General features: G+C 70.1%; 25 protein-coding genes and 3 tRNA genes. 19 read left to right on the top strand and 9 right to left on the bottom strand.

The genetic code is table 11. The features are described 5' to 3' along the window. Nucleotides 1-6 precede the first annotated feature (6 nt). From LPW41_RS03130 to LPW41_RS03140, 3 genes are all read right to left on the bottom strand, one after another. Nucleotides 7-264 carry a glutaredoxin domain-containing protein gene (locus LPW41_RS03130; protein ID WP_103206884.1) on the bottom strand — a complete coding sequence of 86 codons (258 nt, stop codon included), beginning with the start codon at nucleotides 262-264 and terminating at the stop codon, nucleotides 7-9. A gap of 34 nt (nucleotides 265-298) precedes the next feature. Further along, a complete protein-coding gene (locus LPW41_RS03135) occupies nucleotides 299-1,426 on the bottom strand; it encodes a glycosyltransferase family 2 protein (RefSeq protein ID WP_154096806.1) in 1,128 nt (375 codons plus the stop codon). Between the two features lie 158 nt (nucleotides 1,427-1,584). Continuing rightward, nucleotides 1,585-2,739 (bottom strand): polysaccharide deacetylase family protein, encoded by a 1,155-nt coding sequence (locus tag LPW41_RS03140; RefSeq protein ID WP_230704095.1) that lies wholly within the window; start codon nucleotides 2,737-2,739, stop codon nucleotides 1,585-1,587. A gap of 106 nt (nucleotides 2,740-2,845) precedes the next feature. On the opposite strand from LPW41_RS03140, the gene LPW41_RS03145 reads away from it, so the two are divergent. The 3 genes from LPW41_RS03145 (at nucleotide 2,846) to LPW41_RS03155 (ending at nucleotide 6,702) form a co-directional block, all read left to right on the top strand. After that, the gene (locus LPW41_RS03145) at nucleotides 2,846-3,802 is read left to right on the top strand and encodes a Gfo/Idh/MocA family protein (protein WP_230704096.1); all 957 of its coding nucleotides are present in this window, start codon (nucleotides 2,846-2,848) and stop codon (nucleotides 3,800-3,802) included. A gap of 41 nt (nucleotides 3,803-3,843) precedes the next feature. Next, nucleotides 3,844-5,037, top strand: a complete 1,194-nt coding sequence (gene chrA / locus LPW41_RS03150; protein WP_230704097.1) for a chromate efflux transporter — start codon at nucleotides 3,844-3,846, stop codon at nucleotides 5,035-5,037. Between the two features lie 78 nt (nucleotides 5,038-5,115). Further along, complete coding sequence (locus tag LPW41_RS03155) at nucleotides 5,116-6,702, top strand: AMP-binding protein (protein ID WP_230704098.1); 1,587 nt, start codon at nucleotides 5,116-5,118, stop codon at nucleotides 6,700-6,702. Between the two features lie 54 nt (nucleotides 6,703-6,756). Here LPW41_RS03155 and LPW41_RS03160 read toward each other — a convergent pair whose 3' ends face one another. The 4 genes from LPW41_RS03160 to LPW41_RS03175 form a co-directional block, all read right to left on the bottom strand. Further along, nucleotides 6,757-8,763: an MDR family MFS transporter gene (locus LPW41_RS03160; RefSeq protein WP_230704512.1), complete on the bottom strand. Its 2,007-nt coding sequence runs from the start codon at nucleotides 8,761-8,763 to the stop codon at nucleotides 6,757-6,759. Between the two features lie 430 nt (nucleotides 8,764-9,193). Beyond that, nucleotides 9,194-9,266: transfer RNA gene (locus LPW41_RS03165), tRNA-Phe, on the bottom strand. A 64-nt stretch (nucleotides 9,267-9,330) separates the two neighbouring features. After that, a tRNA-Asp gene (locus tag LPW41_RS03170) sits at nucleotides 9,331-9,404 on the bottom strand. A gap of 30 nt (nucleotides 9,405-9,434) precedes the next feature. Then, a tRNA-Glu gene (locus LPW41_RS03175) sits at nucleotides 9,435-9,507 on the bottom strand. A 213-nt stretch (nucleotides 9,508-9,720) separates the two neighbouring features. Between LPW41_RS03175 and LPW41_RS03180 the strand changes: the two genes are divergently transcribed. Further along, complete coding sequence (locus tag LPW41_RS03180) at nucleotides 9,721-11,184, top strand: M23 family metallopeptidase (RefSeq protein WP_230704099.1); 1,464 nt, start codon at nucleotides 9,721-9,723, stop codon at nucleotides 11,182-11,184. Nucleotides 11,185-11,242: 58 nt separating this feature from the next. On the opposite strand, the gene LPW41_RS03185 is transcribed toward LPW41_RS03180, so the two are convergent. Continuing rightward, complete coding sequence (locus tag LPW41_RS03185; protein WP_144830087.1) at nucleotides 11,243-11,776, bottom strand: inorganic diphosphatase; 534 nt, start codon at nucleotides 11,774-11,776, stop codon at nucleotides 11,243-11,245. Between the two features lie 203 nt (nucleotides 11,777-11,979). On the opposite strand from LPW41_RS03185, the gene tilS reads away from it, so the two are divergent. The 13 genes from tilS (at nucleotide 11,980) to lysS (ending at nucleotide 23,947) form a co-directional block, all read left to right on the top strand. Then, nucleotides 11,980-12,972: a tRNA lysidine(34) synthetase TilS gene (gene tilS, locus LPW41_RS03190; RefSeq protein ID WP_230704100.1), complete on the top strand. Its 993-nt coding sequence runs from the start codon at nucleotides 11,980-11,982 to the stop codon at nucleotides 12,970-12,972. A 35-nt stretch (nucleotides 12,973-13,007) separates the two neighbouring features. After that, nucleotides 13,008-13,559 (top strand): hypoxanthine phosphoribosyltransferase, encoded by a 552-nt coding sequence (gene hpt, locus LPW41_RS03195; RefSeq protein WP_230704101.1) that lies wholly within the window; start codon nucleotides 13,008-13,010, stop codon nucleotides 13,557-13,559. Between the two features lie 149 nt (nucleotides 13,560-13,708). Then, the gene (gene ftsH / locus LPW41_RS03200; RefSeq protein WP_154096798.1) at nucleotides 13,709-15,712 is read left to right on the top strand and encodes an ATP-dependent zinc metalloprotease FtsH; all 2,004 of its coding nucleotides are present in this window, start codon (nucleotides 13,709-13,711) and stop codon (nucleotides 15,710-15,712) included. Between the two features lie 6 nt (nucleotides 15,713-15,718). Continuing rightward, nucleotides 15,719-16,306: a GTP cyclohydrolase I gene (gene folE / locus LPW41_RS03205; protein ID WP_230704103.1), complete on the top strand. Its 588-nt coding sequence runs from the start codon at nucleotides 15,719-15,721 to the stop codon at nucleotides 16,304-16,306. Then, nucleotides 16,303-17,094 (top strand): dihydropteroate synthase, encoded by a 792-nt coding sequence (gene folP / locus LPW41_RS03210; RefSeq protein ID WP_144830069.1) that lies wholly within the window; start codon nucleotides 16,303-16,305, stop codon nucleotides 17,092-17,094. The genes folE and folP overlap by 4 nt, the downstream gene beginning before the upstream one ends. After that, nucleotides 17,094-17,462 carry a dihydroneopterin aldolase gene (gene folB / locus LPW41_RS03215; protein WP_144830066.1) on the top strand — a complete coding sequence of 123 codons (369 nt, stop codon included), beginning with the start codon at nucleotides 17,094-17,096 and terminating at the stop codon, nucleotides 17,460-17,462. Before folP ends, folB begins: the two co-directional genes overlap by 1 nt. After that, on the top strand, nucleotides 17,459-17,986 hold the full coding sequence (folK, locus tag LPW41_RS03220; RefSeq protein ID WP_144830063.1) for a 2-amino-4-hydroxy-6-hydroxymethyldihydropteridine diphosphokinase: 528 nt from the start codon (nucleotides 17,459-17,461) through the stop codon (nucleotides 17,984-17,986). Before folB ends, folK begins: the two co-directional genes overlap by 4 nt. Beyond that, nucleotides 17,983-18,468: a DUF3180 family protein gene (locus LPW41_RS03225; RefSeq protein ID WP_144830060.1), complete on the top strand. Its 486-nt coding sequence runs from the start codon at nucleotides 17,983-17,985 to the stop codon at nucleotides 18,466-18,468. The genes folK and LPW41_RS03225 overlap by 4 nt, the downstream gene beginning before the upstream one ends. Continuing rightward, the gene (locus LPW41_RS03230) at nucleotides 18,422-19,036 is read left to right on the top strand and encodes a PH domain-containing protein (protein ID WP_230704104.1); all 615 of its coding nucleotides are present in this window, start codon (nucleotides 18,422-18,424) and stop codon (nucleotides 19,034-19,036) included. The genes LPW41_RS03225 and LPW41_RS03230 overlap by 47 nt, the downstream gene beginning before the upstream one ends. After that, nucleotides 19,033-20,766 carry a PH domain-containing protein gene (locus LPW41_RS03235; RefSeq protein ID WP_230704105.1) on the top strand — a complete coding sequence of 578 codons (1,734 nt, stop codon included), beginning with the start codon at nucleotides 19,033-19,035 and terminating at the stop codon, nucleotides 20,764-20,766. Before LPW41_RS03230 ends, LPW41_RS03235 begins: the two co-directional genes overlap by 4 nt. Beyond that, nucleotides 20,763-21,485 (top strand): DUF2520 domain-containing protein, encoded by a 723-nt coding sequence (locus LPW41_RS03240; protein WP_230704106.1) that lies wholly within the window; start codon nucleotides 20,763-20,765, stop codon nucleotides 21,483-21,485. The genes LPW41_RS03235 and LPW41_RS03240 overlap by 4 nt, the downstream gene beginning before the upstream one ends. Continuing rightward, nucleotides 21,482-22,336, top strand: coding sequence for a pantoate--beta-alanine ligase (panC, locus tag LPW41_RS03245; protein ID WP_230704107.1), 855 nt, complete (start codon nucleotides 21,482-21,484; stop codon nucleotides 22,334-22,336). The genes LPW41_RS03240 and panC overlap by 4 nt, the downstream gene beginning before the upstream one ends. A gap of 90 nt (nucleotides 22,337-22,426) precedes the next feature. Beyond that, nucleotides 22,427-23,947: a lysine--tRNA ligase gene (gene lysS / locus LPW41_RS03250; protein ID WP_230704108.1), complete on the top strand. Its 1,521-nt coding sequence runs from the start codon at nucleotides 22,427-22,429 to the stop codon at nucleotides 23,945-23,947. Here the strand turns inward: lysS and LPW41_RS03255 are convergent. Next, the gene (locus LPW41_RS03255; protein ID WP_144830046.1) at nucleotides 23,898-25,055 is read right to left on the bottom strand and encodes a DUF4192 family protein; all 1,158 of its coding nucleotides are present in this window, start codon (nucleotides 25,053-25,055) and stop codon (nucleotides 23,898-23,900) included. The two genes, lysS and LPW41_RS03255, sit on opposite strands and share 50 nt — an antisense overlap. 134 nt (nucleotides 25,056-25,189) lie before the next feature. Here LPW41_RS03255 and LPW41_RS03260 point away from each other — a divergent pair, with 134 nt between their 5' ends. Next, nucleotides 25,190-25,387: a hypothetical protein gene (locus LPW41_RS03260; protein WP_144830042.1), complete on the top strand. Its 198-nt coding sequence runs from the start codon at nucleotides 25,190-25,192 to the stop codon at nucleotides 25,385-25,387. A 64-nt stretch (nucleotides 25,388-25,451) separates the two neighbouring features. Continuing rightward, nucleotides 25,452-26,918 carry a cardiolipin synthase gene (gene cls / locus LPW41_RS03265; protein WP_144830039.1) on the top strand — a complete coding sequence of 489 codons (1,467 nt, stop codon included), beginning with the start codon at nucleotides 25,452-25,454 and terminating at the stop codon, nucleotides 26,916-26,918. Nucleotides 26,919-26,936 lie beyond the last annotated feature (18 nt).

The raw sequence follows: 26,936 nt of genomic DNA on the forward strand, positions 1-26,936 counted from the left end.
ACCCGATCAGATCAGCGAGAGCTCGCGCAGCTTCGACTCGACGTCGGCGTTCGAGGGCTCGACGTGGTGGCTGGAGTCGGGGTAGACGACCACGGGGATGCTGGTGCGACCCGAGATCTCCTTGGCGACGTCGGCGGCCGAGGGGTCGGCCACGAGGTCGATGTACTCGTAGTCGATGCCGAGCTCGTCGAGCTGCTTCTTCGTACGGATGCAATCGCGGCACCAGTCGGCGCCGAACATACGGATGGGTGCGTCGGAGGACATGTCTCCAGCGTACGCCGCCCCCGGCAGCCGGGCGTCAGGCCGTGACTTCGTCTTCGAGGGGCTCGATGGCGTGGACGACCTTGCTGACGCGGCTCTTCTTGGGCGCGTAGACCACGAGGGCGTGGAACACGAAGCGCACGACGAACGCGGCGACGAGGGTCAGCGCGGCCGCCACGACGCTCTGGAAGTGCGCCTGGCTCACGAGCACCCAGATCACCGGGATGCGCACGATGGCCTCGACGCCGTTGAACGTGAACGACTTGATGAAGCGATGCCGCATGAGACCCGACTCCGCGCGCATGTCGGCGAAGACGAGGTACTCGAGGGCGAGGAAGTTGGCCACGATCGTCACGATGCTCGCGATGACGGCGGCGATGAGGTACTGCACACCCACGGCCTGCAGCGCCCACATGATCGCCAGGTTCGCGAGGGCGCCGAGACCGCCGACGAGCGCGAAGGCCGACATGCGGCCGAAGCGCAGCATGGTCAGCTGCGTGAGGAAGCGCATGCCCTGGCTGAACGACGCCTTGGACTCACCGGCGAAGCGCGGAGCGAACGAGAACGGCACCTCGGCCACGCGCATCTGCTTGCGGGCGAGGATCTCGAGCAGGATCTTGAATCCGCGGGGCTGCAGGGTGTCCATGTCGAGCGAGCGACGGTCGACGAGGAAGAAGCCCGTCATCGGGTCGGAGCAGTTGTGCAGCTTCTTGGGGAACATCGCCTTGGTCAGCAAGGTCGATGCGCGCGACACCGTGGTGCGCACAGCGTTGGCCAGACCGTCGGAGGTGCCACCGGCGATGTATCGCGAGGCCACGACGACGTCGGCGTCGCCCTCTTCGGCGCGGGCGAGCAGCTCGGCGATGACCTCGGGCGGGTGCTGCAGGTCGCCGTCCATGACGACGCACCGGTCGGCCTCCGCGGCGCGGATGCCTTCGACGACGGCCCCGCCGAGACCGCCCACGGGGTCGTCGCGGTGGATGAGGCGAACGGGAATCTCGGATGCCGCGGCCACGGCCCGGATGATGTCGGGGGTGTCGTCGGTGGAGTCGTCGACGAAGATGACCTCGACCGTGCGGCCGAGCAGTGCCTGCGTGGTGCGCCGGACCAGCTCTGCGACGTTCGGGCCTTCATTGAAGGTCGGAACGATGACGGATAGATCCATGGGTGCTCGCGTTTTCGTCGGTAAGCCAGAAATACACAGCGTAGACCGGCCGACGCGTGCTCAATCTGGGATTGTGGCGGAGTTCCCTGGGAGGTAGCGGATGTTCACCCCAGTGATCCATGAGAAACCGCCCGTGAGACGGCGAAAACGCGGCGTCGTCACCCGATGCTCGCACGCAGGTCGTCGACCGTCATGCCGTAGTTGACGCGGATGACGGGGAGGGCCAGCTTGTCGGTGCCGATGCGCACGTAGCCGTGCTCGATCGTGCGGCCCAGGTCGAACCCGGCCTGTCGCACTCCTTCTTTCGTCGTGTCGTCGTAGTGGCCGTAGGGGTAGGCGACGACCTCCTTCGCCCCCAGGATCTGCGCCGATTGCTCGAGATCTGCCGCGATCGTGGCGGCGTCGTCGTTCACCATCCGCCCCCGGCCGTTCGCCCCGGCTCGATGCATGTCGTGCGTGTGCGAGCGCTGCAGGACGAACGGGTTGGGCGCGGGCGCGGTGCGGGCGGAGGTGATGACGAACGAGGTCGTGAGCACCCCGCGCGCGGCGACGATGGGGGCGGCGAGATCGAGCCACGAGCTGTCGGCGTCGTCGTCGGTGACCACGACGGATCGCTTGGGCAGAAAGAGGCGTCCGTCGATGAAGGCGCTCACCTCGTCCCACGTCGGTAGATAGAACCCACCGTCCTGCACGTAGGCCATCTGCGCGTCGAAGTCGCCGATGTCGGCGTAATTCAGGCGGAGCCAGCCGTCTTCGCCCCCGGGCTTCTGCGTGAACTGGTGGTACATCAGGATCGGCAGCTGCGTCTGCTCGGCCGCGTTGGCCTCGGGGGTGGTCCACCCGGCGTGCAGGGTGCGCCGGCGATCGGTGCACGAGACGAGGTCGGCTCCGTTGATGCGCTCCTTGAGCGAGAGGGTGCTCGCCGCGCCCGCGTCGGCGTACCAGCCGGCGAACACGCGCCCGGGCTGTGCGGGAAGGGGAAGTGCCTCGTACCGTGCGCCGATGATCTGCAGCTGCGGGGCGAGCGCGAGCGAATCGCCCTCGAACGACACGGCGCAGGCGTTCGGATCGGTGGCGGTCGCCAAGAGCTGCTCCGCCGGCGTGAGCGGAGTCTGCGTGGGCGTCCCAGCCGGGGTGGAATTCTCCGCGGTGGGCGAGGAGCCTGCCTCCGGGCGAGCGGCGCCGCGGGTGACCGCGAGGGCCGTCACACCGGTGGCGATCAGGACGACGGACAGGACGGCGGCGACGACGGAGCGGCGTCGACGGACGGCGCGCGATGTGCGGCGGCGCTGCGCGACTCGGGTGCTGTGCATGGGGCCTCGGGATCGGGTGGGCGAATCGGCGAGAGCATAGTGAGATGACGCGAACGCTCGGATACGCGATTCGATCCGCGCGCACCCGTCGCGGGAGGATGAAGGAATGATCCGCATCGGCATCGTCGGCACGAGTTCCATCTCCGAGCAATTCGCCCGCGCGGTGGGTGTCGTCGACGGAGTCGAGGTGTCGCGCGTCGCCTCCCGTGACGCGGCGCGGGCGCAGGAGTTCGCCGATCGTGTGGGGGCGCCCGGCACCGCCGAGGGACTCGACGCCCTCCTCGCGGCCCCCGACGTCGACGCCGTGTATCTCGCGAGCCCGAACGCGGTGCACGCGGAGCAGGTGCGCACAGCGGCGGATGCCGGCATCCCGGCCCTCGTCGAGAAGCCCGCGGTCCTGACCGCGGACGAGTGGGATGCGGCGGTCGCGCACGCACACGAGCGGGGCGTCGTGCTGCTCGAGGCCATGCGCAGCGCCTACGACCCCGGGCTGGCGGAAGTGGAGCGGCTCGTGCCCCGGCTCGGACGACTGCGACGCGTCTCGTTCCGGTACGAGAAGCGTTCGGCGCGGTACGACCACGTGCTCGCGGGGGAGCAGACGAACATCTTCGACCCCGCGCTGGGCGGCAGTGCGCTGCGCGACCTCGGGGTCTATCCGTTGCACGTGCTGGTGCGGCTGTTCGGTGCGCCGCGCGCGCTGCAGGGCGCACGCGTCGGCATCGCCTCCGCGACCGACGGCCTCGGTTCGGCGCTCGCCGCCTACGACGGCTTCCTCGCCGACGTCGCGTGGTCGAAGATCACCGACACCTCCCTGTTCAGCGAGATCCAGGGCGAAGACGGCTCGCTCGCGATCGATGCGATCGAGGCCCCTCGACTGCTGACCCTCACTCCGCGCGGGGGCACGGCAGAGGTCGTCCGCGTCGAGGCCCCCGACAACCCGATGGTCGGAGAGATCGAGCGCTTCCGCGACGCGATCGGCGGCGTGGACATCGCCCGCGATCAGGAGCTCACCGGGCTCACGCTGCGGGCCATCGACCAGATCCTCGCTGTTCCGTTGGTCTGAGGATTCACCTCCCGTTTCCCCCAGAGGAAGAGAATCGGCGGATGACGCGAGACGGCCGGGTGGGAGAGGTGTTCCGGGCGTTCCTGCGCCTCGGAGTGTCGTCGTTCGGGGGGCCCGTCGCGCACCTCGGCTACTTCCGCGACGACCTCGTCGTGCGGCGCCGATGGATGGACGATCGCGCCTACGCCGACCTCGTCGCGCTGTGCCAGTTCTTGCCCGGGCCGGCTTCGAGCCAGGTCGGCTTCGCCATGGGGCTGCAGCGCGCGGGCATCCTCGGCGCGCTCGCCGCGTTCCTCGCCTTCACCCTTCCCTCCGCGATGCTGCTGGTGCTGTTCGCCGGCGGGGCGGCGCTGGTGGGGGGACCGATCGGCGACGGAGTGCTGTCGGGCCTCAAGATCATCGCGGTGGCCGTCGTGGCGCACGCCGTGTGGGGGATGGCGCGCACCCTCACCCCCGACGCCCGGCGGGCGGGTATCGCGGTGGTCGGGCTCGCCCTCGCGCTGCTGCTGCCCGCGGCGCCGGGGCAGCTCGGGGCCCTCGCCGTCGGCATCGTGGGCGGGCTGCTGCTGGTGCGCGGGGTGCCCGAGGCCGAGGGGCCGCGGCTGCCGTCGTTCGGGGTGCCGCGGGCCGTGGCGATCGCGTGTCTCGCCGCCTACGCCGCGCTCCTGATCGCTCTCCCCCTCGCGGCGACGACGACGGGGGCGGGCACCGCGCAGTTGGTCGACGCCTTCTATCGCGCCGGGGCGCTCGTATTCGGCGGAGGTCACGTCGTGCTGCCGCTGCTGCAAGCGGGCGTCGTCGAGACCGGATGGGTGTCATCGGGCGATTTCCTCACCGGCTACGGCGCCGCGCAGGCCGTGCCGGGTCCGCTGTTCACCTTCGCGGCCTACCTCGGGTCGTTCTCGAACGTCGGCCCCGGAGGCGTCGCGGGTGCCGCCCTCGCGCTCGCCGCGATCTTCGCACCTGGATTCCTCGTGCTGGTCGGAGTCCTGCCCTTCTGGGACGCCGTGCGCGAGAGGCCGCGGGTACGCGCGGCGATGCGCGGCGCGAACGCGGCCGTCGTCGGCATCCTCGCCGCCGCCCTCTACACCCCGGTCTTCACGACCGCGGTGACCGGTCCAGGCCCGTTCCTGCTCGCGGCGGTGGGCTTCGTGCTGCTGACCGCGTTCCGTGCCCCGGCATGGGCCGTGGTCATCGTGGGCGCGGCCGGGGGAGTAATTCTGGCCTTCCTCTGAGTCGGCCCGACACGTCGGGATCGATGCCAGGATGAGCACACCGCAGCGCCGCGGCGAGCATCCTCGAGGGAGAGAACCGTGTTCCACAGCCCCCATCCGAGCGTCGAGATCCCCGACCAGAGCATCTACGACTACCTCTTCGCCTCCCTCGACGACGGCGATCTGGCCCGCGTCGCGCTGATCGACCCGACGTCGGGGGCCGAGACCACCTACGGCACGCTGCGGCAGCAGATCGACGCCTTCGCCGGGGCCCTCGCGCACCGGGGGGCCGACACCGAGACGGTCGTGGCGATGCTGTGCCCGAATGTCCCCGCCTTCGCCACCGTGTTCCACGGCATCCTGCGCGCCGGGTCGGTCATCACCACGATCAACTCCCTCTACACCGAGCGCGAGATCGAGACCCAGCTCCGCGACGCGCGGGCCACGTGGCTCGTCACCGTCTCGCCGCTGCTGCCCCAGGCGCGCGAGGCGGCCCGCGCCGTCGGCATCCCGGACGATCAGCTCATCGTGCTCGACGGAGCCGACGGACACCTCGACCTGCGCTCGCTGCTCGCCGAGGGGCGCACGCCCCCGGAGGTGCGGTTCGACCCCGCCACCCACACCGCGGTGCTGCCCTATTCGTCGGGGACGACGGGCGTCCCCAAGGGAGTGATGCTCTCGCACCGCAACCTCGTCGCCAACGTGGCGCAGTGCCGGGTCGTGATCGAGATCGCCCGCGACGACCGGGTGCTCGCGGTGCTGCCGTTCTTCCACATCTACGGCATGACCGTGCTGCTCAACCTCGCGCTGCGCCAGCGCGCCGCCCTGGTCACGATGCCGCGCTTCGACCTGACCGACTTCCTCACGACGATCCAGGAGCGCCGCTGCACCTTCCTCTTCATCGCCCCGCCGATCGCGGTGGCGCTCGCCAAGCACCCGGCCGTCGAACAGTTCGACCTCTCGAGCGTGCACAGCGTGTTCTCGGGGGCCGCGCCCCTCGACGGGGAGACGGCCGAGACCGCCGGGCGACGCATCGGCGCGCGGTTCTACCAGGGCTACGGCATGAGCGAGCTCAGCCCCGTCTCGCACGCGATCCCGGGGAACTCCGACATGCCGGTCAGCTCGGTCGGCGTGCTCATCCCCAACTGCGACGCGAAGCTCGTCGACCCCGAGACCGGAGCCGAGCTCGAGGAGCACGGCGACGACGGTCTCACCGCGCCGGGCGAGATCTGGGTGCGCGGGCCGAACGTCATGCTCGGTTACCTGAACCGCCCCGACGCGACGGCCGAGACGCTCGACGCCGACGGCTTCCTGCACACCGGCGACATCGGCGTGCACCACGTCGACGGGTACTTCACGATCGTCGACCGGCTCAAGGAGCTCATCAAATACCACGGGTACCAGATCGCCCCGGCGGAGCTCGAAGCCCTGCTGCTGGCGCATCCGAAGATTCAGGATGCCGCGGTCATCGGCGTGCGCGACGACGAGGGCGAAGAGATCCCCAAGGCCTTCGTGGTGGCGGCTCCGGATGCCGGCCTGACGGCGGAGGACGTGATGGCCTTCGTCGCCGAGAACGTCGCTCCGCACAAGAAGGTGCGCCGGGTCGAGTTCATCGACGTCATCCCCAAGTCGACCTCGGGCAAGATCCTGCGGAAGGACCTCCGCGCGCGCGAGGCCGCGGCCTGAGACACGACGAAGGGCGGGGCGTCTGGCGACGGCCCCGCCCTTCGTGGGTGCGGACTACGGTGCGATCAACGCACCGGACTGCGCGGCGGCCTCTTCGGCATGCTCGTCCTCTTCCTTCTTGCCTCGGCGCTCGTCGGCGGCCTCCTGCAGCGCCGACTTCGCCCGCAGCGGCGGCGTGCGGAAGAACAGCGACAGCACGAAGGCGAGCAGCACGACGCCCATCGCGGTCCAGTAGACCGTGGTGGCGGAGTTGTTGAACCCGACGAGGAACGGCTTCGTCAGCCGCGCGTCGGCGCCCACCAGGAACGAGGTGTCGTCGAGGGTCGACCCGCCGATCGAGGTGTTCTCGTCGCCCGAGGTGAAGCGGTCTTCGAGGGTGGTCGCCACGGTGTCGACGAAGGCGGCGCGATCCGTCGCGTTCGAGAAGTCGAGGCTGACCGTGCCGTCGGCGGCGACCCGTGCGACGGGCACCTGCTGCTGGATCTGCGTGGCGGCGGCCTGCACGGCCTGGGCCACGGCGGCCTGCGTCGCCTGCGCCTGAGCGGCCGCGGGGATCTGGCCGGCGGCGACCTGCGCGGCGACGGCCTGAGTCGCGGCATCCGTCGCCTGCTGGACACCCTGCTGTGCCTGTTGCGTCACGGCCTGAGTGGTCTGCGCGACGATGGGGGCGTAGATCGACGACATGATCTTCTCGTTCGCGGGCGCCGACGACACGGTGGGGTCGAACGCCGCGTCGAGCGCGTCGGTCAGGGTGCCGCGGTCGGAGAACGATCCGATGATGTTCGAGGGCATCAGCGTGAACAGCAGCGACAGCAGCACCGCGGTGCCCAGCGTTCCACCGATTTGGCGGAAGAAGGTCGAGCCGCTCGTGGCCACGCCCATGTCGCGCAGGCCCACCGAGTTCTGGCTGGCGATGGTCAGCGTCTGCATGAGCTGACCCAGACCCAGGCCGATCACGAGCATCGCGACGGCGACGTGCCAGTAGGGGCTGTCGTACTTCAGGAACGTCAGAAGGAAGAAGCCGATCGACATCAACGCCGTGCCCAGGATCGGGAACATGCGGTACCGCCCGGTGCGGGCGATGATCTGACCGCTCGCGATCGAGGCGATCATGAGGCCGAGAATCATCGGCAGCATCTCGAAACCGCTCTGCGTCGGCGAGGAGCCGAGCACGAGCTGCAGGTACAGCGGCAGGGTCAGCATCGCGCCGAACATGCCGAAGCCCACGAGCACGCCGATGATGGTCGCCATCGAGAAGGTCGGCGACCGGAACAGCTTCAGCGGGATGAGCGCGTCGTCCTTCATCGCGGTCTCGGCGATGACGAAGGCCAGGATGCCGAGGGCGCCGATGACGTAGCAGGCGATCGCGATCGGCGAGCCCCAGCCCCACTCACGGCCCTGCTCGGCCACGAGCAGCAGCGGGACGAGCGCGACGATCACGGTCGTGGCGCCCCACCAGTCGATGCGCACGGAGTGCCGCGGCTGCTTCGGGATGTGCAGGAAGCGCCAGACGATCGCGAGCGCGACGATGCCGATCGGCACGTTGATGAGGAAGACCCAGCGCCATCCGGTGATGAACAGGATCTGGCTGGCGCCGGCGAACAGACCGCCGACGAGCGGGCCGATGACGCTCGAGATGCCGAAGACGGCCAGGAAGTAGCCCTGGTACTTCGCGCGTTCGCGCGGGGCGAGGATGTCGCCCATGATCGCGAGCGGCATCGACATCAGTCCACCGGCGCCGAGGCCCTGGATGGCGCGGAACGCGGCGAGCTCGACCATCGAGGTCGAGAAGCTCGCGAGCACCGAACCGATGATGAAGATGAGGATGGCGATGAGGAAGAGCGGGCGCCGACCGAAGATGTCGGAGAGCTTGCCGTAGATCGGCGTCGAGATGGTCGACACGATCAGGTAGGCCGTCGTGACCCAGGCCTGAAGGCTCAGGCCCTGCAGGTCGTCGCCGATCGTGCGGATCGAGGTGCCGACGACCGTCTGGTCGAGGGCGGAGAGGAACATGCCGGCCATGAGGCCGAAGATCACGAACATGATCATGCGGTGTGTCATGACCGTGTCGGTCGCCCCGGTGGTGGGCGAGGCCGCACGGGCGCGTCTGGTTTGAGTGATGTCTGACATCGGGGCCTCTTCGAGAGAAGGCCTGGCGGACGGCTCGGGTGGCTCAGTCGGGCGCCAGGTGTTTGCTAAAAGTCAACAAATAGTAGCGCTGTCCGGAGGCGTCCGGAACCACCCGCGGCTGTGGGGAAGCTATGCGGGCGTTCGTCGCGGTGTCCGGCGCGGCGCGGCGCCTCCGCCGGTCACGAGAACAGGGGGATGCCACGGGGACAGGGCGATATCGCGGAGAACGGCCCGTTCTCGACGCGCGTCTTGTTCTCAGGGCAGCGGGGTGCGGTGAGGGATCCTCGCCGGGGAAAAGAGGAAACCCCCGCCATGTAGAAGCTAGACGAGGGTTTCTAAGGTGACTGTAATGATCACCCTGTGGCTCCGACGGGCGTCGATCCCGTGACCTCACGATTTTCAGTCGTGCGCTCTACCAACTGAGCTACAGAGCCGAGCGACATGTCTGCCGCTTCCTAGACGAAAGGCCTCCTCGAAAGAAGGCCCATCGCTATGGAGCGACCCTGACGGGACTTGAACCCGCGACCTCCGCCGTGACAGGGCGGCACGCTAACCAACTGCGCTACAGGGCCATGCGTTTTAAATTGTACTTCACCGGAAAGTGACCCCAACGGGATTCGAACCCGTGCTACCGCCGTGAAAGGGCGGCGTCCTAGGCCGCTAAACGATGGGGCCGGATGAGCCTGAAACCTTGCGATTTCATCCTCGCTTGCCGACGACCGAGCCTACTTCACATCTTCGGAGATTGCCAATTCGGGGCGTGGCGTGCGGCTCCCGCGCGTGTCGAGGGCCCAGGATGGGCCGCGGCAGCGGGAACTCGCCCTGTTGTACGTGTGACTCGTGTTGCTACTGTTGGCCGAGTTGCGACCGGTGAGATGAGGTATTCCCGTGACGCTCGAGCACCTCGACGAAACAGACGACTGCGGCTGCGCGCCCAGTCCGGCCGAGAAGCGACGGTTGTGGCCGACGTTCGACCGCCGTGGCGCGCTGAAGTTCGGCGTGATGGGGGCCGTCGCCGTCGGTGCGTTCGGCGCCGCGGCATCCGGCTTCAGCTCTCCCGCGGTCGCCGCCGACTACCCCTCGTGGGACGACGTCCAGGCTGCCAAAGCCAATGAATCCGCCAAGGCGGGTGAAATCGCCCGCATCCAGGGCCTCATCGCGGGGCTGCAGTCCGAGGTCGCGCGCACCCAGGCCGAGGTGCAGGCACGCTCCGACGAGTACTTCACCGCGCAGCAGGCCTACCTCGACGCCGACTACCGCGCGCAGCTGATCCAGACCCAGGCCGACGCCGAAGCCGCGAAGGCGACGGATGCCGCGACCAAGGCCGGCAAGGTCGCCGCGCAGCTGTACCGCTCGGGCGGAGACGACACCTCGCTCGACCTGTTCTTCTCGGGCTCGGCGGCCACGGCCGACGACCTGCTCGCCAAGCTCGGCACGATGGACAAGCTCCTCGAGCGCAACCGCTCGGTGTACGCCGCCGCCGTGACGGCCCGCGACAACGCGCAGCAGCTGAGCAATCAGGCCAACGACGCCCGTGCCGAGCGCGACCGCCTGCAGAAGATCGCCGAAGACAAGATGGTCGCCGCGCAGCAGGCCGCTCAGGCCGCGCAGGAGGCCCTGGCCGCGCAGCAGGCCAACCAGGTCACGCTCGAAGCGCAGCTCGCGGCCCTGCAGGACACCACGGCCAAGACGATCGCCGACTACCAGGCCGGCGTCGAAGCAGAACGCAAGGCCCGCGAGGAGCGCGAGCGTCAGGCCCGCGAAGAGGCCGAGCGCCGCGACCGCGAACGCCGCGAGCAGGAAGAGCGCGACCGCCAGAACGCCGCGAACAACAGCGGCGGTGGCGGCGGGGGCGGAAGCAGCAGCGGCGGCGGTGGCGGCGGAAGCAGCAGCGGTGGCGGTGGCGGTGGCGGCGGTGGAAGCGTCGTCGGGTCGGGCTGGGCTCGCCCGTCTTCCGCATACACGTCGTCGGGCTACGGCCCGCGCACCGGCCAGTGCAGCGCCAGCTACTGCGCGAGCACCTGGCACCTCGGTCTCGACTTCGGCGCCAGCTGCTGGTCGCCCATCTACGCGGCCGCAGCCGGTCGCGTCACCTACGCCGGCCGCTACGGCGGGTTCGGCAACTACATCCGCATCCAGCACGACGACGGCTCGGGCACGGGATACGGACACATCGTCGACGGCGGCATCTACGTCTCGTACGGTCAGCGCGTGGGAGCGGGCGAGCAGATCGCCGCGACCGGACAGACCGGCAACTCCTTCGGCTGCCACCTTCACTTCGAGGTCTATCCGCCGTGGGGTGGAACCACCGATCCCGCGCCCTGGCTGCGCGATCGGGGCGTCTCGGTCTGACCGAGCCCACGAGAAAACCCCCGGTCGCAGGACCGGGGGTTTTCTCGTCTGCAGAAGATCAGAGGGTGTTCGGAGCCTCGCCCGAACCCTGCGTCTTGGTCTGAGCGTCGTGCTCGTCGAAGCGCGTGAAGGCCTCGGCCACGAGACGCTCGGCCTCCGCGGCATCCGCCCACTCGTCGACCTTGACCCACTTGTTGGGCTCGAGGTCCTTGTAGTGCTCGAAGAAGTGCGAGATCTCCTTCTTGGTCCACTCGTCGATGTCGTCGACGTCCTGGATGTGGTCCCACCGCGGGTCCTTGGCGAGCACGGCCACGACCTTGTCGTCGCCGCCGGCCTCGTCGCTCATCTTCAGCACGCCCACGGGGCGCACCTTGGCGAGGATGCCGGGGTGCAGGTCGCGGTCGAGCAGCACCAGCACGTCGAGCGGGTCGCCGTCTTCGCCGAGGGTGTTCTCGAAGAAGCCGTAGTTGGCCGGGTAGCCGAACACCGTGTACAGGATGCGGTCGAGGTAGACGCGGCCGGTGCCGTGGTCGACTTCGTACTTCACGCGGCTTCCGCGGGGGATCTCGATGACGGCGTCGAAAGCGCCCATACTCGTGCTCCTTAGATCTGTGGATTTCCGCGGCCCAGCCTAGTCGGGCGGGCGCGCGACACCCACGCGCAACCAGACCGCAGGAGTTCGCGGTCGACGAGGGCTGACGAGACGCGGCGTCGGCGCGTCACCGCCCGGAACTCCTGCGTCATGTCACGGGCGGAGCAGGCGGCGCCGCCACGGCCCGGCGATAGCGTGGAGACATGGATCACCGCCCCGGCCTCGACCCGTCCGTCGCCGAGGTGCGCCGTGCCGTGCGCGCGGCCCTCGACGACATCGAGGGCACCGTCGTCGTCGCTCTGTCGGGCGGACCCGATTCGCTCGCCCTCGCGCTGGCGACCGCGTTCGAAGCTCCGCGCCGGGGGGTCCGGGCCGAGGCGGTGGTGATCGACCACGGTCTGCAGGAGGGGTCGGATGCCGTGGCCCGGCGCGCCGCCGACGCCGCCCGATCGTTCGGGCTCGAGGCCCGGGTCTCACGCGTCGAGGTCGTGCCGGCGGAGGGCCCCGAGGCCGACGCGCGTGCCGCGCGCTACGCCGGGCTCGCGCGGGCCGCGGAGGAGATCGGGGCGGATGCCGTGCTGCTCGGCCACACGCTCGACGACCAGGCCGAGACGGTGCTGCTCGGACTCGCCCGCGGATCCGGTACGGCGAGCCTGGCGGGGATGGCTCCCCGGCGCCGCGACGAGACCGGACCCACCTGGGTGCGCCCGCTGCTGGGGGTGCGCCGCCGTACGACCGTCGCCGCGTGCGCCGCGGAGAGCGTCGAGCCGTGGACCGACCCGCACAACGCTGATCCGACGTTCTCGCGGGTGCGGGTGCGGGAGCACGTGCTCCCGGTGCTCGAGGCCGAGCTCGGCCCCGGAGTGGCCGAGGCGCTCGCGCGCACAGCCGAGCAACTGCGCGAAGACGCCGAAGCGTTCCAGGAGATGATCGACGAGACGATCGAAGACATCGTCGAGCACGCCGAGGCCGGGATCTCGATCTCGGTGGCGGCCCTCGCCGCGAACCCCGCAGCGCTGCGCCACCGGATCATCCGCTACGTGGCCGACAGTGAATTCGGCGTCTCGCTCTCGCGCACCCAGACCCTCGAGGTCGCCCGGCTCGCGACCGACTGGCGCGGGCAGGGGCCGATCGACCTTCCGCGCTGCCTGGCCCGCCGCGTCGGCGCCCGCATCGAACTGGTCGCGCGGGCGTGACGGCGATGGCGAATTCGCCGACGTAGACTTTCCCAATGCGCGCGGCCGACATCTCCGACGACATCAGCGAAGTCCTCCTCACCGAGGAGCAGATCCACGGAAAGCTCGCCGAACTGGCGACGCAGGTGGCCGCCGACTACGAGGAACGCGACGTCGTCCTCGTAGGCGTGCTGAAGGGTGCGGTCATGGTCATGGCCGACTTCGCCCGTCACCTGCCGATGCACGTGTCGATGGACTGGATGGCCGTCTCGTCGTACGGCGCCTCGACCCGCTCGAGCGGTGTCGTGCAGATTCGCAAAGACCTCGACACCGACATCACCGGCAAGCACGTGCTGATCGTCGAAGACATCATCGACTCCGGTCTGACCCTCAGCTGGCTGCTCGAGAACTTCGCCTCGCGCGGAGCCGAGTCGGTCGAGGTGCTCGCTCTTCTGCGCAAGCCCGAGGCGATGAAGGTCGAGGTCGACTGCCGCTACGTGGGCTTCGACATCCCCAACGACTTCGTCATCGGCTACGGCCTCGACTACGCCGAGCGCTACCGCAACCTGCGCGACGTCGCGGTGCTTGCGCCGCACGTCTACTCCTGAGATCGGGCGCCGCCGAGGTCGGCCGAACACCGACATCGAGCATTCGGCGTACGCCCACGACGAACGCACAGGCCCGGCATAGTCCTCGCGCGTTAGCCTGATGCGACCGCTTTTCTGCGGAGCACACGAAAGGGCTGGGCTCGCCCACCATGAATTTCAAGAAGATCACGCGTAATCCGATCGTCTACGTTCTGCTGGTCGGTCTGCTTCTGGTCATCGGTTTCTCGCTCATCTCCAACCTCAGCGGCGCCCGTCAGGTGTCGACCAAGGAGGGTCTGGAGCTCCTCAAGGGCGGCACCGTGACCCAGGCGGTGACGAACGATCCCGACCAGCGTGTCGATCTGACGCTGTCGACGCCCTTCGAGGGCGCTAACGACGTGCAGTTCTACTTCAGCCAGGCGCGCGCCAGCGAGGTCGCCAGCGCGATCGACTCGGCGAACCCCTCCGACGGCTTCAACGACGTCGTGCCCAAGCCCAGCTGGTTCGATGGCTTCCTCGGGCTGATGCTCCCGCTCGTGCTGCTCGGTCTGCTCTTCTGGTGGCTGCTCTCGAGCGCCCAGGGCGGCGGCAGCAAGGTCATGCAGTTCGGCAAGTCGCGCGCGAAGCTCGTGACGAAAGAGACGCCGACCGTCACCTTCCAAGATGTCGCGGGCTCCGATGAGGCGATCGAAGAGCTCGACGAGATCAAGGAGTTCCTCAAGGACCCGAAGAAGTTCGAAGAGGTCGGTGCCCGCATCCCCAAGGGCGTGCTGCTGTACGGCCCTCCCGGAACCGGTAAGACCCTGCTCGCGCGCGCCGTCGCCGGTGAGGCGGGCGTGCCGTTCTACTCGATCTCGGGTTCGGACTTCGTCGAGATGTTCGTCGGCGTCGGCGCCAGCCGCGTGCGCGACCTGTTCAACCAGGCCAAGGAGAGCTCCCCGGCCATCATCTTCATCGACGAGATCGACGCCGTCGGCCGCCACCGCGGCGCCGGCATGGGCGGCGGTCACGACGAGCGCGAGCAGACGCTGAACCAGATGCTCGTCGAGATGGACGGCTTCGACCCCAAGGTCAACGTCATCGTCATCGCGGCGACCAACCGCCCCGACATCCTCGACCCCGCGCTCCTGCGCCCGGGCCGCTTCGACCGCCAGATCGGCGTGGACGCGCCCGACCTCAAGGGCCGTCAGCGCATCCTCGAGGTGCACGGTCGCGGCAAGCCGCTGTCGGACTCGGTCGACCTCGAGGTCGTCGCGCGCAAGACGCCCGGGTTCACCGGTGCCGACCTGGCGAACGTGCTGAACGAGGCGGCGCTGCTGACCGCCCGCTCGAACGCGCAGCTCATCGACAACCGCGCCCTCGACGAGGCCATCGACCGCGTGATCGCCGGTCCCCAGCGCCGCACGCGCGTGATGAAGGACAAAGAGAAGCTCATCACCGCCTACCACGAGGGCGGCCACGCCCTGGCTGCGGCGGCCATGAACCACACCGACCCCGTCACCAAGGTCACGATCCTCCCGCGCGGCAAGGCGCTGGGCTACACGATGGTGCTGCCGCTCGACGACAAGTACTCGATCACCCGCAACGAGCTGCAGGACCAGCTGACCTACGCGATGGGCGGCCGCGTCGCCGAGGAGATCGTGTTCCACGACCCCACCACAGGCGCGTCGAACGACATCGAGAAGGCCACCAGCATCGCCCGCAAAATGGTCACCGAGTACGGCATGACCAACGAGGTCGGCCCCGTCAAGCTCGGCTCGTCGTCGGGCGAGGTGTTCATGGGCCGCGACATGGGACACGGTCGCGACTTCTCGGAGCGCATCGCCGAGCGCGTCGACGCGCAGGTGCGCGCTCTCATCGAGCAGGCGCACAACGAGGCCTACGAGGTCATCAACGCCAACCGCGAGGTGCTCGACCGTCTGGCTCTCGAACTGCTCGAGAAAGAGACCCTCGACCACCTCGAGCTCGCCGAAATCTTCAAGGACGTCAAGCGTCTGACGCCGCGCCCGCAGTGGCTGTCGTCGGGCGATCGTCCGGTCTCGAACCAGCCTCCGGTCGAGGTCCCCCGTCGCCAGGCTCCCGCCGGCATCGCGGCATCCGCCGAAGCGGAGTCGCAGGCGACGGCCCAGGCGCAGCACCGTCCCAGCGGACAGACGCGCCCGGCAACCGCCTGAGGCGCCGTGGCCGTCGATCGAGAGCGCGTCGCCGCTCTGGTGCGTGAGTTGCTGGAGGCGATCGGGGAAGACCCCGATCGCCCCGGCCTCCGCCAGACCCCGACGCGTGTCGCCGACTCCTGGGCGGAGTTCTTCTCCGGCGTGAACCAGGATGCCGGGGAGCCCTTGCAGCACACCATCTCGGTGTCGCGCGGACCCGCACCCGACACGCTGCCCTCGGGAGCCGTGATGCTGCGCGACATCGCCTTCCGGTCGATGTGCGAGCACCATCTGCTCCCCTTCCGCGGTCGCGCGCACGTCGCCTACCTGCCGGGCGAAGAGGTCGTGGGTCTGGGGGCTCTGCCCCGGGTCATCGACATCCTGGCCGCCCGTCCGCAGGTGCAGGAGCGCCTGGGGGAGCAGGTGGCGGATGCCATCGACTCGGCCCTCGACGCGCGTGGCGTGCTCGTGGTGCTCGACGCGACGCACGAGTGCGTGACCATGCGGGGAGGGCGCCAACTCGACGCCTCGACCGTCACGATCGCCGCGCGCGGCGTGTACACCGACCCCGCCGCCCGATCCGAGCTGGTCGCTCTGATCGGGGCGCGCGCGTGACCCTCATCATGGGGATCGTCAACGTCACCCCCGACTCCTTCAGCGACGGCGGCCGCTACATCGACCCCGACGTCGCGATCGCCCACGCGCGGAGCCTGCGCGACCAGGGCGCCGATCTCCTCGACATCGGCGGCGAGTCGACGCGCCCCGGGGCATCGCGCGTGGCCCCGCGGGTCGAGCAGCAGCGCGTGCTCCCGGTCGTGGAGGCCCTGGCCGCCGAGGGCGCGTGGGTCAGCATCGACACGATGAACGCCTCGACGGCCGTCGCCGCGGCGCGGGCGGGTGCGCGGCTGATCAACGACGTCTCGGGCGGACTCGCCGACCCCGAGATGCTCTCCGCCGTCGCCGGAACCGACGCCGAGATCGCCCTGGGGCACTGGCGCGGCCCGTCGACCGAGATGTACGCGCGGGCGGACTACGCCGACGTCGGTCGAGAGGTGGCCGCCGAACTGGCCGAGCGGGTCGAGGCGGCGCGCGCAGCCGGCATCGATCCGGCACGCATCGTCGTCGACCCGGGCATCGGCTTCGGCAAGCGCGGAGCGCAGAACTGGCAGACGCTGCGCGCGCTGCCGCACCTCGTCTCGTCGGGGTACCGCGTGCTCGTCGGCACGAGTCGGAAGCGATTCCTCGGCGACGCGCTCGGCGACGACGCCGATCTCGCGCGCCGCGATCTGGCCACCGCCACGACGAGCGTCCTGGCGGCGCGCGACGGCGCCTGGGCCGTGCGCGTGCACGACGTACCGACCACCCGCGACGCGCTCGCCGTCGCCCGCGCTTGGGAGGCTTGATGGATGCCGTTGACCGCATCACGCTGACGGGGGTGCGCGCCGTGGGCTTCCACGGTGTGTATCCCGACGAGAAGCGCGACGGACAGGAGTTCGTCGTCGACGCCGTTCTGCACCTGCCGCTGCGACGTGCGGCCGAGACCGACGACGTGGTCGACACCGTCCACTACGGCGAGCTCGCCGAACGCCTCGTCGCCGTCGTCGAGGGGGAGCCCGTCGACCTCATCGAGACGCTCGCGCAGCGCCTCGCCGACGAGGTGCTGACCGATCGACGCGTCGAGACGGTCACGATCACGGTTCACAAGCCGAAGGCACCCATCACGGTGCCGTTCGGCGACGTCTCGGTGACGATCACGAGGGGGCGGTCGTGAACGTGCGTCTGGCCCACGGCCTCGACGCGGCTCCGCGCTCGACGCCCGTGCCCGCGGTGGTCGCCCTCGGCGCCAACCTCGGTGAACGCGCCGAGACACTGGCCGCGGCGGTCGACGAGCTGCGGCGCTTGACCCTCACCTCGGACGTGCGGGTGTCGCATCCGATCGAGACGGTCGCGGTGACCCTCGACGGCGAGGACGAGGACGCGCCCCGCTACCTCAACGCGGTCGCGGTGCTGCAGACGCGTCTCTCGCCCGCCGAGCTGCTGGCGTCGCTGCACCGCATCGAGGCGCGCCACGGTCGCGTGCGTCGCGAGCGCTGGGGCGATCGCACCCTCGATCTCGACCTGATCGCGTACGGAGACGAGATGATCGACCGCGACGACCTGGTCGTGCCGCATCCCCGCGCGCACGAGCGCGAGTTCGTCCTCGCGCCGTGGGTGCAGATCGATCCGGATGCCGAGATCCCGGGCCGCGGCCGCGTCGCCGACCTGCTCGCCGGACTCCGGGGGAGCGACCGATGAAGCGTACGGGAGCCGGCATCCTGACCATCGCCGTCATCATCGGGCTCGTCTGCGGCTTCGTCCTCGACACCGCGCTGACGGCCATGGGGCGCGCGACGTTCTCGCCGGCCGTGAGCCTGCCCACGATCCTCGCGCTGCTGGGCGCGGTCATCGTGGTGCTCGCGGTGCCGGTGTTCCGCGCGAGCCGCGGGCGCAGCGAGCGGCGCATCGACCCGTTCCGGGCGTTGCGCATCGCGATGCTCGCCAAAGCGTCGTCTCTGCTGGGGGCGGCCGCGGCGGGATTCGCGGTCGGCCTGCTCGCCTTTCTGCTGAGCCGTCCGGTGACGCCATCGGTAGGCTCGATGGGGACGATCATCGCGACGCTCGTGTGCGCTGTCGTCCTGGTCGTCGCGGGACTCGTGGCCGAGCAGCTGTGCACCATCCGGAAGGACGACGATGACGACACCCCCGGAGACCTCCCCGCCGGCCCCGTCGGGATCTGACGCCCCCGCGCCCTCGCCGGAGGCGGTGACGCAGGGTGCCGTGCTGAGCGAGCGCACCTACGACCGCATTCTCGAGCCTCGTTCGGAGCGACGGCTGCCGCTGGGCGACGGCACCTGGTATCAGCTCGCGCGGGCCTACGTGCGGGTGCAACTCATCTCGCAGGGCGCGGTCTTCGTCCTGGTGGCCGCCGCGGCGCTCGTCGCGCAGCTGCTCACCGGAGTGATGTGGCAGTGGATCCCCGCGGGAGTGATCCTGCTCGTCACCGCCATCGGGCTGATCATCACGCCGCGGCAGGCGCGATCGGTCGGGTACCAGTTGCGCGACGACGACCTGGTCTTCCGCCGCGGCATCCTGTGGCAGCGCGTCGTCGCCGTGCCCTACGGTCGCATGCAGCTCGTCGACATCACCCACGGGCCGCTCGATCGCGGCTTCGGCATCGCGCAGCTCAAGCTCGTGACCGCCGCCGCCTCGACGGGCGTCACGATCCCCGGCTTGAGGCAGGAGGCGGCCGAGCACCTGCGCGACACCCTCGTCGCCGTGGCCGAGACCCGTCGGACCGGCCTGTGAGCGACCCGGCGCCTCCGGCCGGCGCCCCGGCTGACTCGACGCCGCCGAGCCCGATGGGCGCGCCGGAGGCTGACGCTCTTCCGCCCGCAGCGGCCGCCGGCGCCCCTCCGCCCGCAGTCGGCGCCGACGCCCGTCCGTCCGCAGCCGCTGCCCCCGCCGCCGACGCCCGTCCGCCGGGCGCGGTCCCCGCCGTGCCGCGCGTCAGCGTGCGATCGCCGTACAGTGACGGCGAGTGGCACCGGCTGCATCCGCTGACCCCGCTGTTGCGTGGCGGTCTTTCACTGCTCGTCATCATCGGTGTGCTCGTCGCCAACCTCCGTGAGCGGTTGATCGAGTGGTTCTTCCCCGTGGTCACCGAGCTGCCTCCCGGCGGAATGCCGCCCGACCCGGTCGACTTCCTGTTCTCCCACAACCTGATCCTCATCGCGGGTGGGGTCGCTCTCGCCGTGGTGCTCGTGCTGCTGGTGCTCTTCCGTTTGTCGTGGCGGTTCCACACCCTGCGCATCGGTGACGACGACGTCGAGGTGCGTTCGGGCGTCCTCTTCCGCACGCATCGGCGCGCCCCGCTCGACCGGGTGCAGGGCGTGAACCTCACGCGCCCGATGCTCGCCCGTCTGCTGGGGCTCGCCAAGCTCGAGGTCGTCGGCGCGGGCCTCGACGCGAACGTGAAGCTCGAGTACCTCTCGGGCAAAGACGCCGAGGCGATCCGTGGCGACATCCTCCGCCTCGCCTCGGGTCGTCGGCTCGCCGAGGCGCGCGAGGCCGGGGGAGAGCGGTCGTCTCTCGTGCGCCAGGCGGCCGCGACGGTCGGCTCCGGGTTGCAGGGCATCGTCGATGGTGAGGACTTCTCCGACGCCGAGCCGCAGAGCATCGTGCGCATCCCCCTGGGGCGCCTGGTGGCCTCTCGCGTGCTGAGCGGGTCGACGCTTGTGCTCATCGCCCTGGTGGTCGGGATCATCGTGGCCGCGTCGGTGTCGACGCTGTGGCTGTTGTTCACGGTCGTGCCGATGTTCCTCGCCTTCGGTGCGTACTACGTGCGCTCGATCGCCCGGGGGCTCAGGTACTCGATCGCCCCCACCCCCGACGGCGTGCGCGTCACCTTCGGGCTCTTCACCACGGTGTCCGAGATCGTCCCGCCGGGCCGCGTGCACGCCATCGAGGTGCGTCAGCCGCTGATGTGGCGCCCCTTCGGATGGTGGTCGGTCTCGGTCAACCGCCTCTCGGGCCGCGCGTCCACCGACACCAGCAACGATCAGCTGGCCGCGGTGCTGCCGATCGGCACCCGCGCCGACGTCGAACGGGTGCTGGGGATCTTCGCGCCGGGGCTGTCCGACGACGAATGGACACTCGTGTTCCGCGACGGCATCCTGGGTCCGGTGGAGAACGACCCCTACGTCACGACCCCGCGCCGCGCGCGGTGGCTGCGGCCCTTCTCGTGGCGCCGCAACGGCCTGCTCGTGACAGCCGATGCCCTGCTGATGCGCCGCGGGTGGATCTGGCGCTCGCTGAGCGTGCTGCCCCTGGCCCGGTTGCAGTCCGTGGGGCTGCAGCAGGGCCCGATCGCGCGCGCCGCGGGAACCGCGACCGTGACCGGACACGTCATCGCCGGCAACGTGCAGACCTCGATCGGCGCGATCGACCGCGCCGACGCGCTGGAGATGTTCGCGCGCGCGGCGCGAGGCGGCGTCGCCGCCGCGGCCACCGATCGCAGTCACCGGTGGGCCGGATGAGCGGCGGTCGCGACGGGCGCTTGGGCGTCGGGGTGATCGGCGCGGGACGCGTCGGCCCGGTGATCGCGGCAGCCCTCGCCGGTGCCGGGCACGCGCTCACGGGGATCACCTCGGGTTCCGACGACGACCGCGTCGAAGCGATCCTGCCGGGTCTGCCGGTGCTGGCAGCCGACGAGGTCGTGCGCCGCAGCGAGCTCGTGGTGATCGCCGTTCCGCACGACGAGCTCGCGGGCCTCGTCGCCGGACTCGCTGAGATGGGTGCCTGGCAGCCCGGTCAGCTCGTGCTGCACACCGACCCCGCGTACGGTACGCGCGTGCTGGATCCGGCTGCGCGCCTCGGCGCAATCCCCCTCGCCATCCACCCGGCGATCGTCTTCACCGGGGTCTCGTCGGTCGACCTGCGCCAGCTCGCCCAGTCGTACGCCGCGGTGACGGCTCCCGCTCCGGTGCTCCCGATCGCGCAGGCCCTGGCCGTCGAGCTCGGGTGCGAGCCCGTGGTCGTGGCGGAGGACGACCGCGCGACGTATGCGGAGGCGATCGCGACGGCCACGGAGTTCTCGCGCTCGATCGTGCGCCAGTCGTCGGAGCTCCTCGGGCGCGTCGGCGTCGAGAACCCCGGCGGATACCTGTCGGCCCTCGTGCGTTCCAGCGTCGACCAGGCGCTCGTGGAGGGCGCCGGGCGGGGCGGACTCGTCGGCGACGCTACGATCGACGAATGATCCGCACCCTCGAGGATCTGCGCACCCGACTCGGCGAGATCCGAGGCGCAGACCGATCCTCCAGCGGCCCCCGCGTCGCGCTCGTCTCGACTCTGGGCGCCCTGCACGACGGCCACATCGACCTCATCCGCGAGGCGCGCGCGCAGGCCGAGGTCGTCGTCGTCTCGACGTTCGTCAACCCGCTGCGCTTCCGCACCGCCGACGACACCGCACGCTACCCGCGCTCGCCGGAGGCCGACGAGATCGTGCTGCGCGATCTCGGTGTGGACGTGGTCTTCGCCCCGAGCGCGAGCGAGTTCTTGCCCGCCGGCACCGCTACGACCCGCGTCTCGGCGGGCGATGTGGGCCTGCGCTACGAGGGCCGGGTGCGTCCGTTCTACTTCGACGGCGTGCTCACGGTGGAGGCGAAGCTGTTCCACCTCGTGCGGCCCGACGTCGCCGTCTACGGGGAGCGCGATCTGCAGCGGATCTTCCTCGTGCGCAAGATGGTGCGCGATCTCGACTTCGCCGTGTCGGTCGCGACCGTGCCGACCGTGCGGACCGACGACGGGCTGCCCGTCTCGAGCCGTGTGGCGCTGCTGGAGCCGGCCGACCGCCGCGCGGCGGCGGCCCTGCCCCGGGCCTTGGAGGCCGCGGCATCCAACGCCGACCTCGGGGTGGACGCGTGCATCGCGGCGGCGCAGTCGTCGCTGATGGGCGAGGCGCGCATCACGCTCGAGTACCTCAGCGTCGTGGATCCCGAGACGTTCCTGCCCGTCGACGACGGTCACCACGGCCGGGCGTTCGCCCTCATCGCCGCGACCGTGGGCGGGCACCGCTTCATCGACAACGCGGAGATCTCGCTGCGCTGACCTCGGGCCGGTCAGCGCCGGGACGTCGGTGGGCCACAGGGCCCTCGAGCGCGGCGAATAGACTGGAGCAGACCCCGAGGAGCCTTTCTGATGACCGACGCGCCCGCGAACGACGCCGCCGAACCGACCGAAGACGAGGTCTTCGAACAGAAGGCGGTACGCCTGGCCAAGCGCGAGCGTCTGCTCGCCGAGCGCACGGATGCCGCGGGTGGGCCGTACCCGGTCGGTGTTCCGATCACCACGACCATCCCCGAACTGCGCGCGCGCTTCGGCGATCTCGAGGCGGGGGACGAGACCGGCGAGACCGCCGGCGTCGCGGGTCGCGTCGTGTTCAGCCGCAACACCGGAAAGCTCTGCTTCGCCTCGCTGCAGGCCGGCGACGGCAGCCGCATCCAGGCGATGGTGTCGCTCGCCAGCGTGGGTGAGGAGTCGTTGCAGGCGTGGAAGGAGCTCGTCGACCTCGGCGACCACGTCTTCATCTCGGGCGAGGTGATCTCGAGCCGTCGCGGCGAGCTGTCGATCATGGTCGCCGAGTGGAGCATCGCGGCCAAGGCCGTGCTGCCCCTTCCGAACCTGCACACCGAGCTGAGCGAAGAGAGCCGCGTGCGCAGCCGCTTCCTCGACCTGATCGTGCGCGACCGTGCGCGCGAGACCGTTCTGGCCCGCGCCAAGGTCAACGCGAGCCTGCGCCGCACCTTCACCGAGCGCGACTTCGTCGAGGTCGAGACCCCCATGCTGCAGGTGCAGCACGGTGGCGCGAGCGCGCGCCCGTTCACCACTCACTCGAACGCGTTCGACACCGAGCTGTTCCTGCGCATCGCGCCCGAGCTGTTCCTCAAGCGCGCCGTCGTCGGCGGCATCGACCGCGTGTACGAGATCAACCGCAACTTCCGCAACGAGGGCGCCGACTCCACGCACAGCCCCGAGTTCGCGATGCTCGAGGCCTACCAGGCCTACAGCGACTACAACGGCATCGCCGATCTGACCCAGACGCTCATCCAGGACGCCGCGATCGCGGTCGCCGGCTCCACCACCGTGACCTGGGCCGACGGGACGGAGTACGACCTGGGCGGGCAGTGGGATCGCATCTCGATGTACGACTCGCTGTCTGCGGCATCCGGTCACGAGATCACCCCCTCGACCTCACTCGACGAACTGCGCGCCCTCGGTGCCGAGGCCGGAGTCGACGCGCCGCCGCACGAGACGCACGGCAAGTGGGTCGAAGAGCTGTGGGAGCACTTCGTCAAGGGTGGCCTGACCCGCCCGACCTTCGTCATGGACTTCCCGCTCGACACGAGCCCGCTCGTGCGCGAGCACCGCTCGATCGCGGGTGTCGTGGAGAAGTGGGACCTGTACGTCCGCGGCTTCGAGCTCGCGACCGGGTACTCCGAACTCATCGACCCCGTCATCCAGCGCGAACGCTTCGTGGAGCAGGCGAAGCTCGCCGCGCGCGGTGACGACGAGGCGATGCCCATCGACGAGGAGTTCCTGCGGGCGCTCGAGCACGGCATGCCGCCGACCGGTGGAATGGGCATGGGCATCGATCGTCTGCTGATGGCGATCACCGGTCTCGGAATCCGCGAGACGGTGATGTTCCCGCTCGTGAAGTAGGTCGCTCGAACACCCACTCGGGCAGGCGGCCGCCGTCGATCATGCTCAGCATGATGCCGCTGAGGCCATGAGCGCTGTCGATGTCGAGCGCGTGCTCGGCGTAGGTGGCGGCGTGCGTCGAGCGCCCCACCGCCCAGGCGAGCCACGCGCACGCCGAGAGCGACCCCGGGCGTCGTCGTGACGGTACGGTCGCGGCGACGAGGCGGCACAATGCCAGCGCGCGGTGCAGGCGGTCCGGATCGGGGTGAGCCCCCTCGCCCCACATGGGGCGCGCGAGGTCTTCGGGGAACGCCGCGCCCGCGTGGTACGCCGTCTGGGCGCCGAGCACGGCGTACCCGTCGCGGATGTCGCCCGCCCACTGCATGAGGGCGACGTCGCGCAACGACGGGCGCTCGAGGCAGAACGAGACGGCGGCGAGCTCACGCGGCGTCAGCTCCGACGGGGCGCGCGAGATCGCGTCCTCGAAGAGAAGGGGCGGTTCGGCCAGCAGCGACGCGGTGGCCGTGGCGACGGCGACCCGATCGAGGGGCAGGCGGCGGCGCTCGGCCACCGTTCCGAGCACGTGCTCCATCGCGTCGATCGCCTCGGCCACGACCTCCTTGAGGTCGTCGTCGACCCCGGGCAGTTCGGCTGCGGCGTACTGGTCGTCGTCGATGCGGGTGTCGGGTAGCCCGCCCTGCGACTCGTCGATCTCCGGGAGCGGATACGGCCCGCTCGATGACGGCGCGCGGTGATCATCCCACCCGTCGGCACCGACGATCAGCGCCTCGGTGATGCGAAGGCCGCAGATCTCGGCTCGAGCGATGGTCGCGTCGACGAGCGGGCCGTGCGCCGACGCGGCCGCCTCGGCGAGGGGCTCGTCGGCGTAGACGACGACGGCCACGGCGTCGGCCGTCGCCACCTTGCAGGCCATGCCGATCACGGTGGAGGCCACGCTGACGCAGGCGGTGGGGTCGCTGCTCGGGGGCAGATCGACGCGCATCGCGCCGAGCGAGCGCCCGCGTGCGAACGGCACGAGGACGAGGCTCCGGCGCGGAACGCACCCGAGCAGGTGGGGGACGAGGGAGAGGAACGAGGCGGGTGTGGACGCGGGGATGATGGTGGTCATGCGCACGAGAGTGCCGGGATGCGCGGGGCGCGCGCGGCGGCCGATACCTCGATCGTGGACGAATCCGCCGAACCCGCTCCTGGGGAGAAGGGGGAGCCGGCCGGATGTCGGGGCGCCGCGGGTATCCTGGAGTCATGGACGAGACCTGGACCGCGATGCTGTGGGCGATCCTGCCGACCCTCGTGGTGTCGGTGGTCTTCTTCTTCATCCTCCGCAACGTCATCCGCATGGATCGCACCGAGCGCAAGGCCTACGCCCGCATCGAGGCGCAGGAGCGCGCCAAGCGCGGTCTCCCGCCGGTCGCGCGCACCGGCGACGGACCCGCGAACTGACACCGGCGCGGCCCGTGTCGGGGGCCGTCGCTACGCTGGGTGCACAACCCGCCCAGGAGGATCCGTGATCAACGCCACGTTCGACGCGAGCTGGCTCGTCATCACGCTGTTCGTCGTCGACCTCGTGGTGCGCATCGCCGCCATCATCATCGTGCCGCGCAACCGCCGCCCGACGGCCGCCATGGCGTGGCTGCTGGCGATCTACTTCATCCCGTTCGTCGGGGTGTTCCTGTTCCTGCTGATCGGAAACCCGCGTCTGCCGCGCAAACGGCGACGCAAGCAGGCGGCCATCAACGAGTACATCCACGACACCAGCGCCTCGCTCGAGTTCGGGACGCTGCGCCCCAACGCCCCGCAGTGGTTCCGCTCGCTCGTGAGCCTCAACCGCAACCTCGGAGCCATGCCGATCGCCGGCGACAACGCCGCGACCCTCATCTCGGATTACCAGCAGAGCCTGGATGCCATGGCCGACGCGATCCGCGAGGCGAAGCGGTACGTGCACGTGGAGTTCTACATCCTGCAGTCCGACGACTCCACCGACAACTTCTTCCGGGCGCTCGAAGAGGTCGCGGAGCGCGGCGTGGTCGTGCGCGTCCTGCTGGATCACTGGGCCAACCGCGGCAAGCCGCACTACAAGCGCACGCTGCGCCGTCTCGATGCCATGGGCGCGCACTGGCACCTCATGCTGCCGGTGCAGCCGCTGCGCGGCCGGTACCAGCGCCCCGACCTGCGCAACCACCGCAAGCTGCTCGTCATCGACGGCGACGTCGCCTACATGGGGTCGCAGAACGTCACCGATTCCTCGTACAACCTCCGCAAGAACATCCGCCGCGGCCTGCACTGGGTCGACCTCATGGTGCGGGTGCAGGGCCCCGTGGTCGCGAGCATCAACGCGGTCTTCCTGTCCGATTGGTACAGCGAGACCGACGAGACCCTCCGCCACGAGATCGACCTGTTCAGCGTGACGTCGGGCCCGGGCGATCTCGATTGCCAGATCGTGCCGTCGGGTCCGGGCTTCGACTTCCAGAACAACCTCAAGCTCTTCCTCGGCCTGCTCTTCGCCGCCCAGCAGAAGATCATCATCGTCAGCCCCTACTTCGTCCCCGACGAGGCGCTGCTGCTCGCGATCACGACCGCGTGCCAACGCGGCGTGCACGTGGAGCTGTTCGTCTCCGAGGAGGGCGATCAGGCGATGGTGTACCACGCGCAGCGCAGCTACTACGAGGCGCTCCTGCGCGTCGGTGTCGTCATCTGGATGTACCCGAAGCCGTTCATCCTGCACAGCAAGAGCGTCACGATCGACGACGAGGTCGCCGTCATCGGCTCGAGCAACATGGACATGCGATCGTTCGGTCTCAACCTCGAGGTCTCGCTGCTCGTGCGCGGCGAGGAGTTCGTCCGCGACATGCGCGCGGTCGAAGACCACTACCGGGGTCTCAGCCGCCAACTCACCATCGAGGAGTGGCGTCGTCAGCCGCTGCGCTCCACGATCCTCGACAACCTCGCGCGTCTCACCTCGGCCCTGCAGTGATCGCCCGCCGGCGCGCCG

Source organism: Microbacterium sp. JC 701 (genome assembly GCF_021026215.1).
In the GTDB taxonomy this organism is placed as follows: domain Bacteria; phylum Actinomycetota; class Actinomycetes; order Actinomycetales; family Microbacteriaceae; genus Microbacterium; species Microbacterium algihabitans.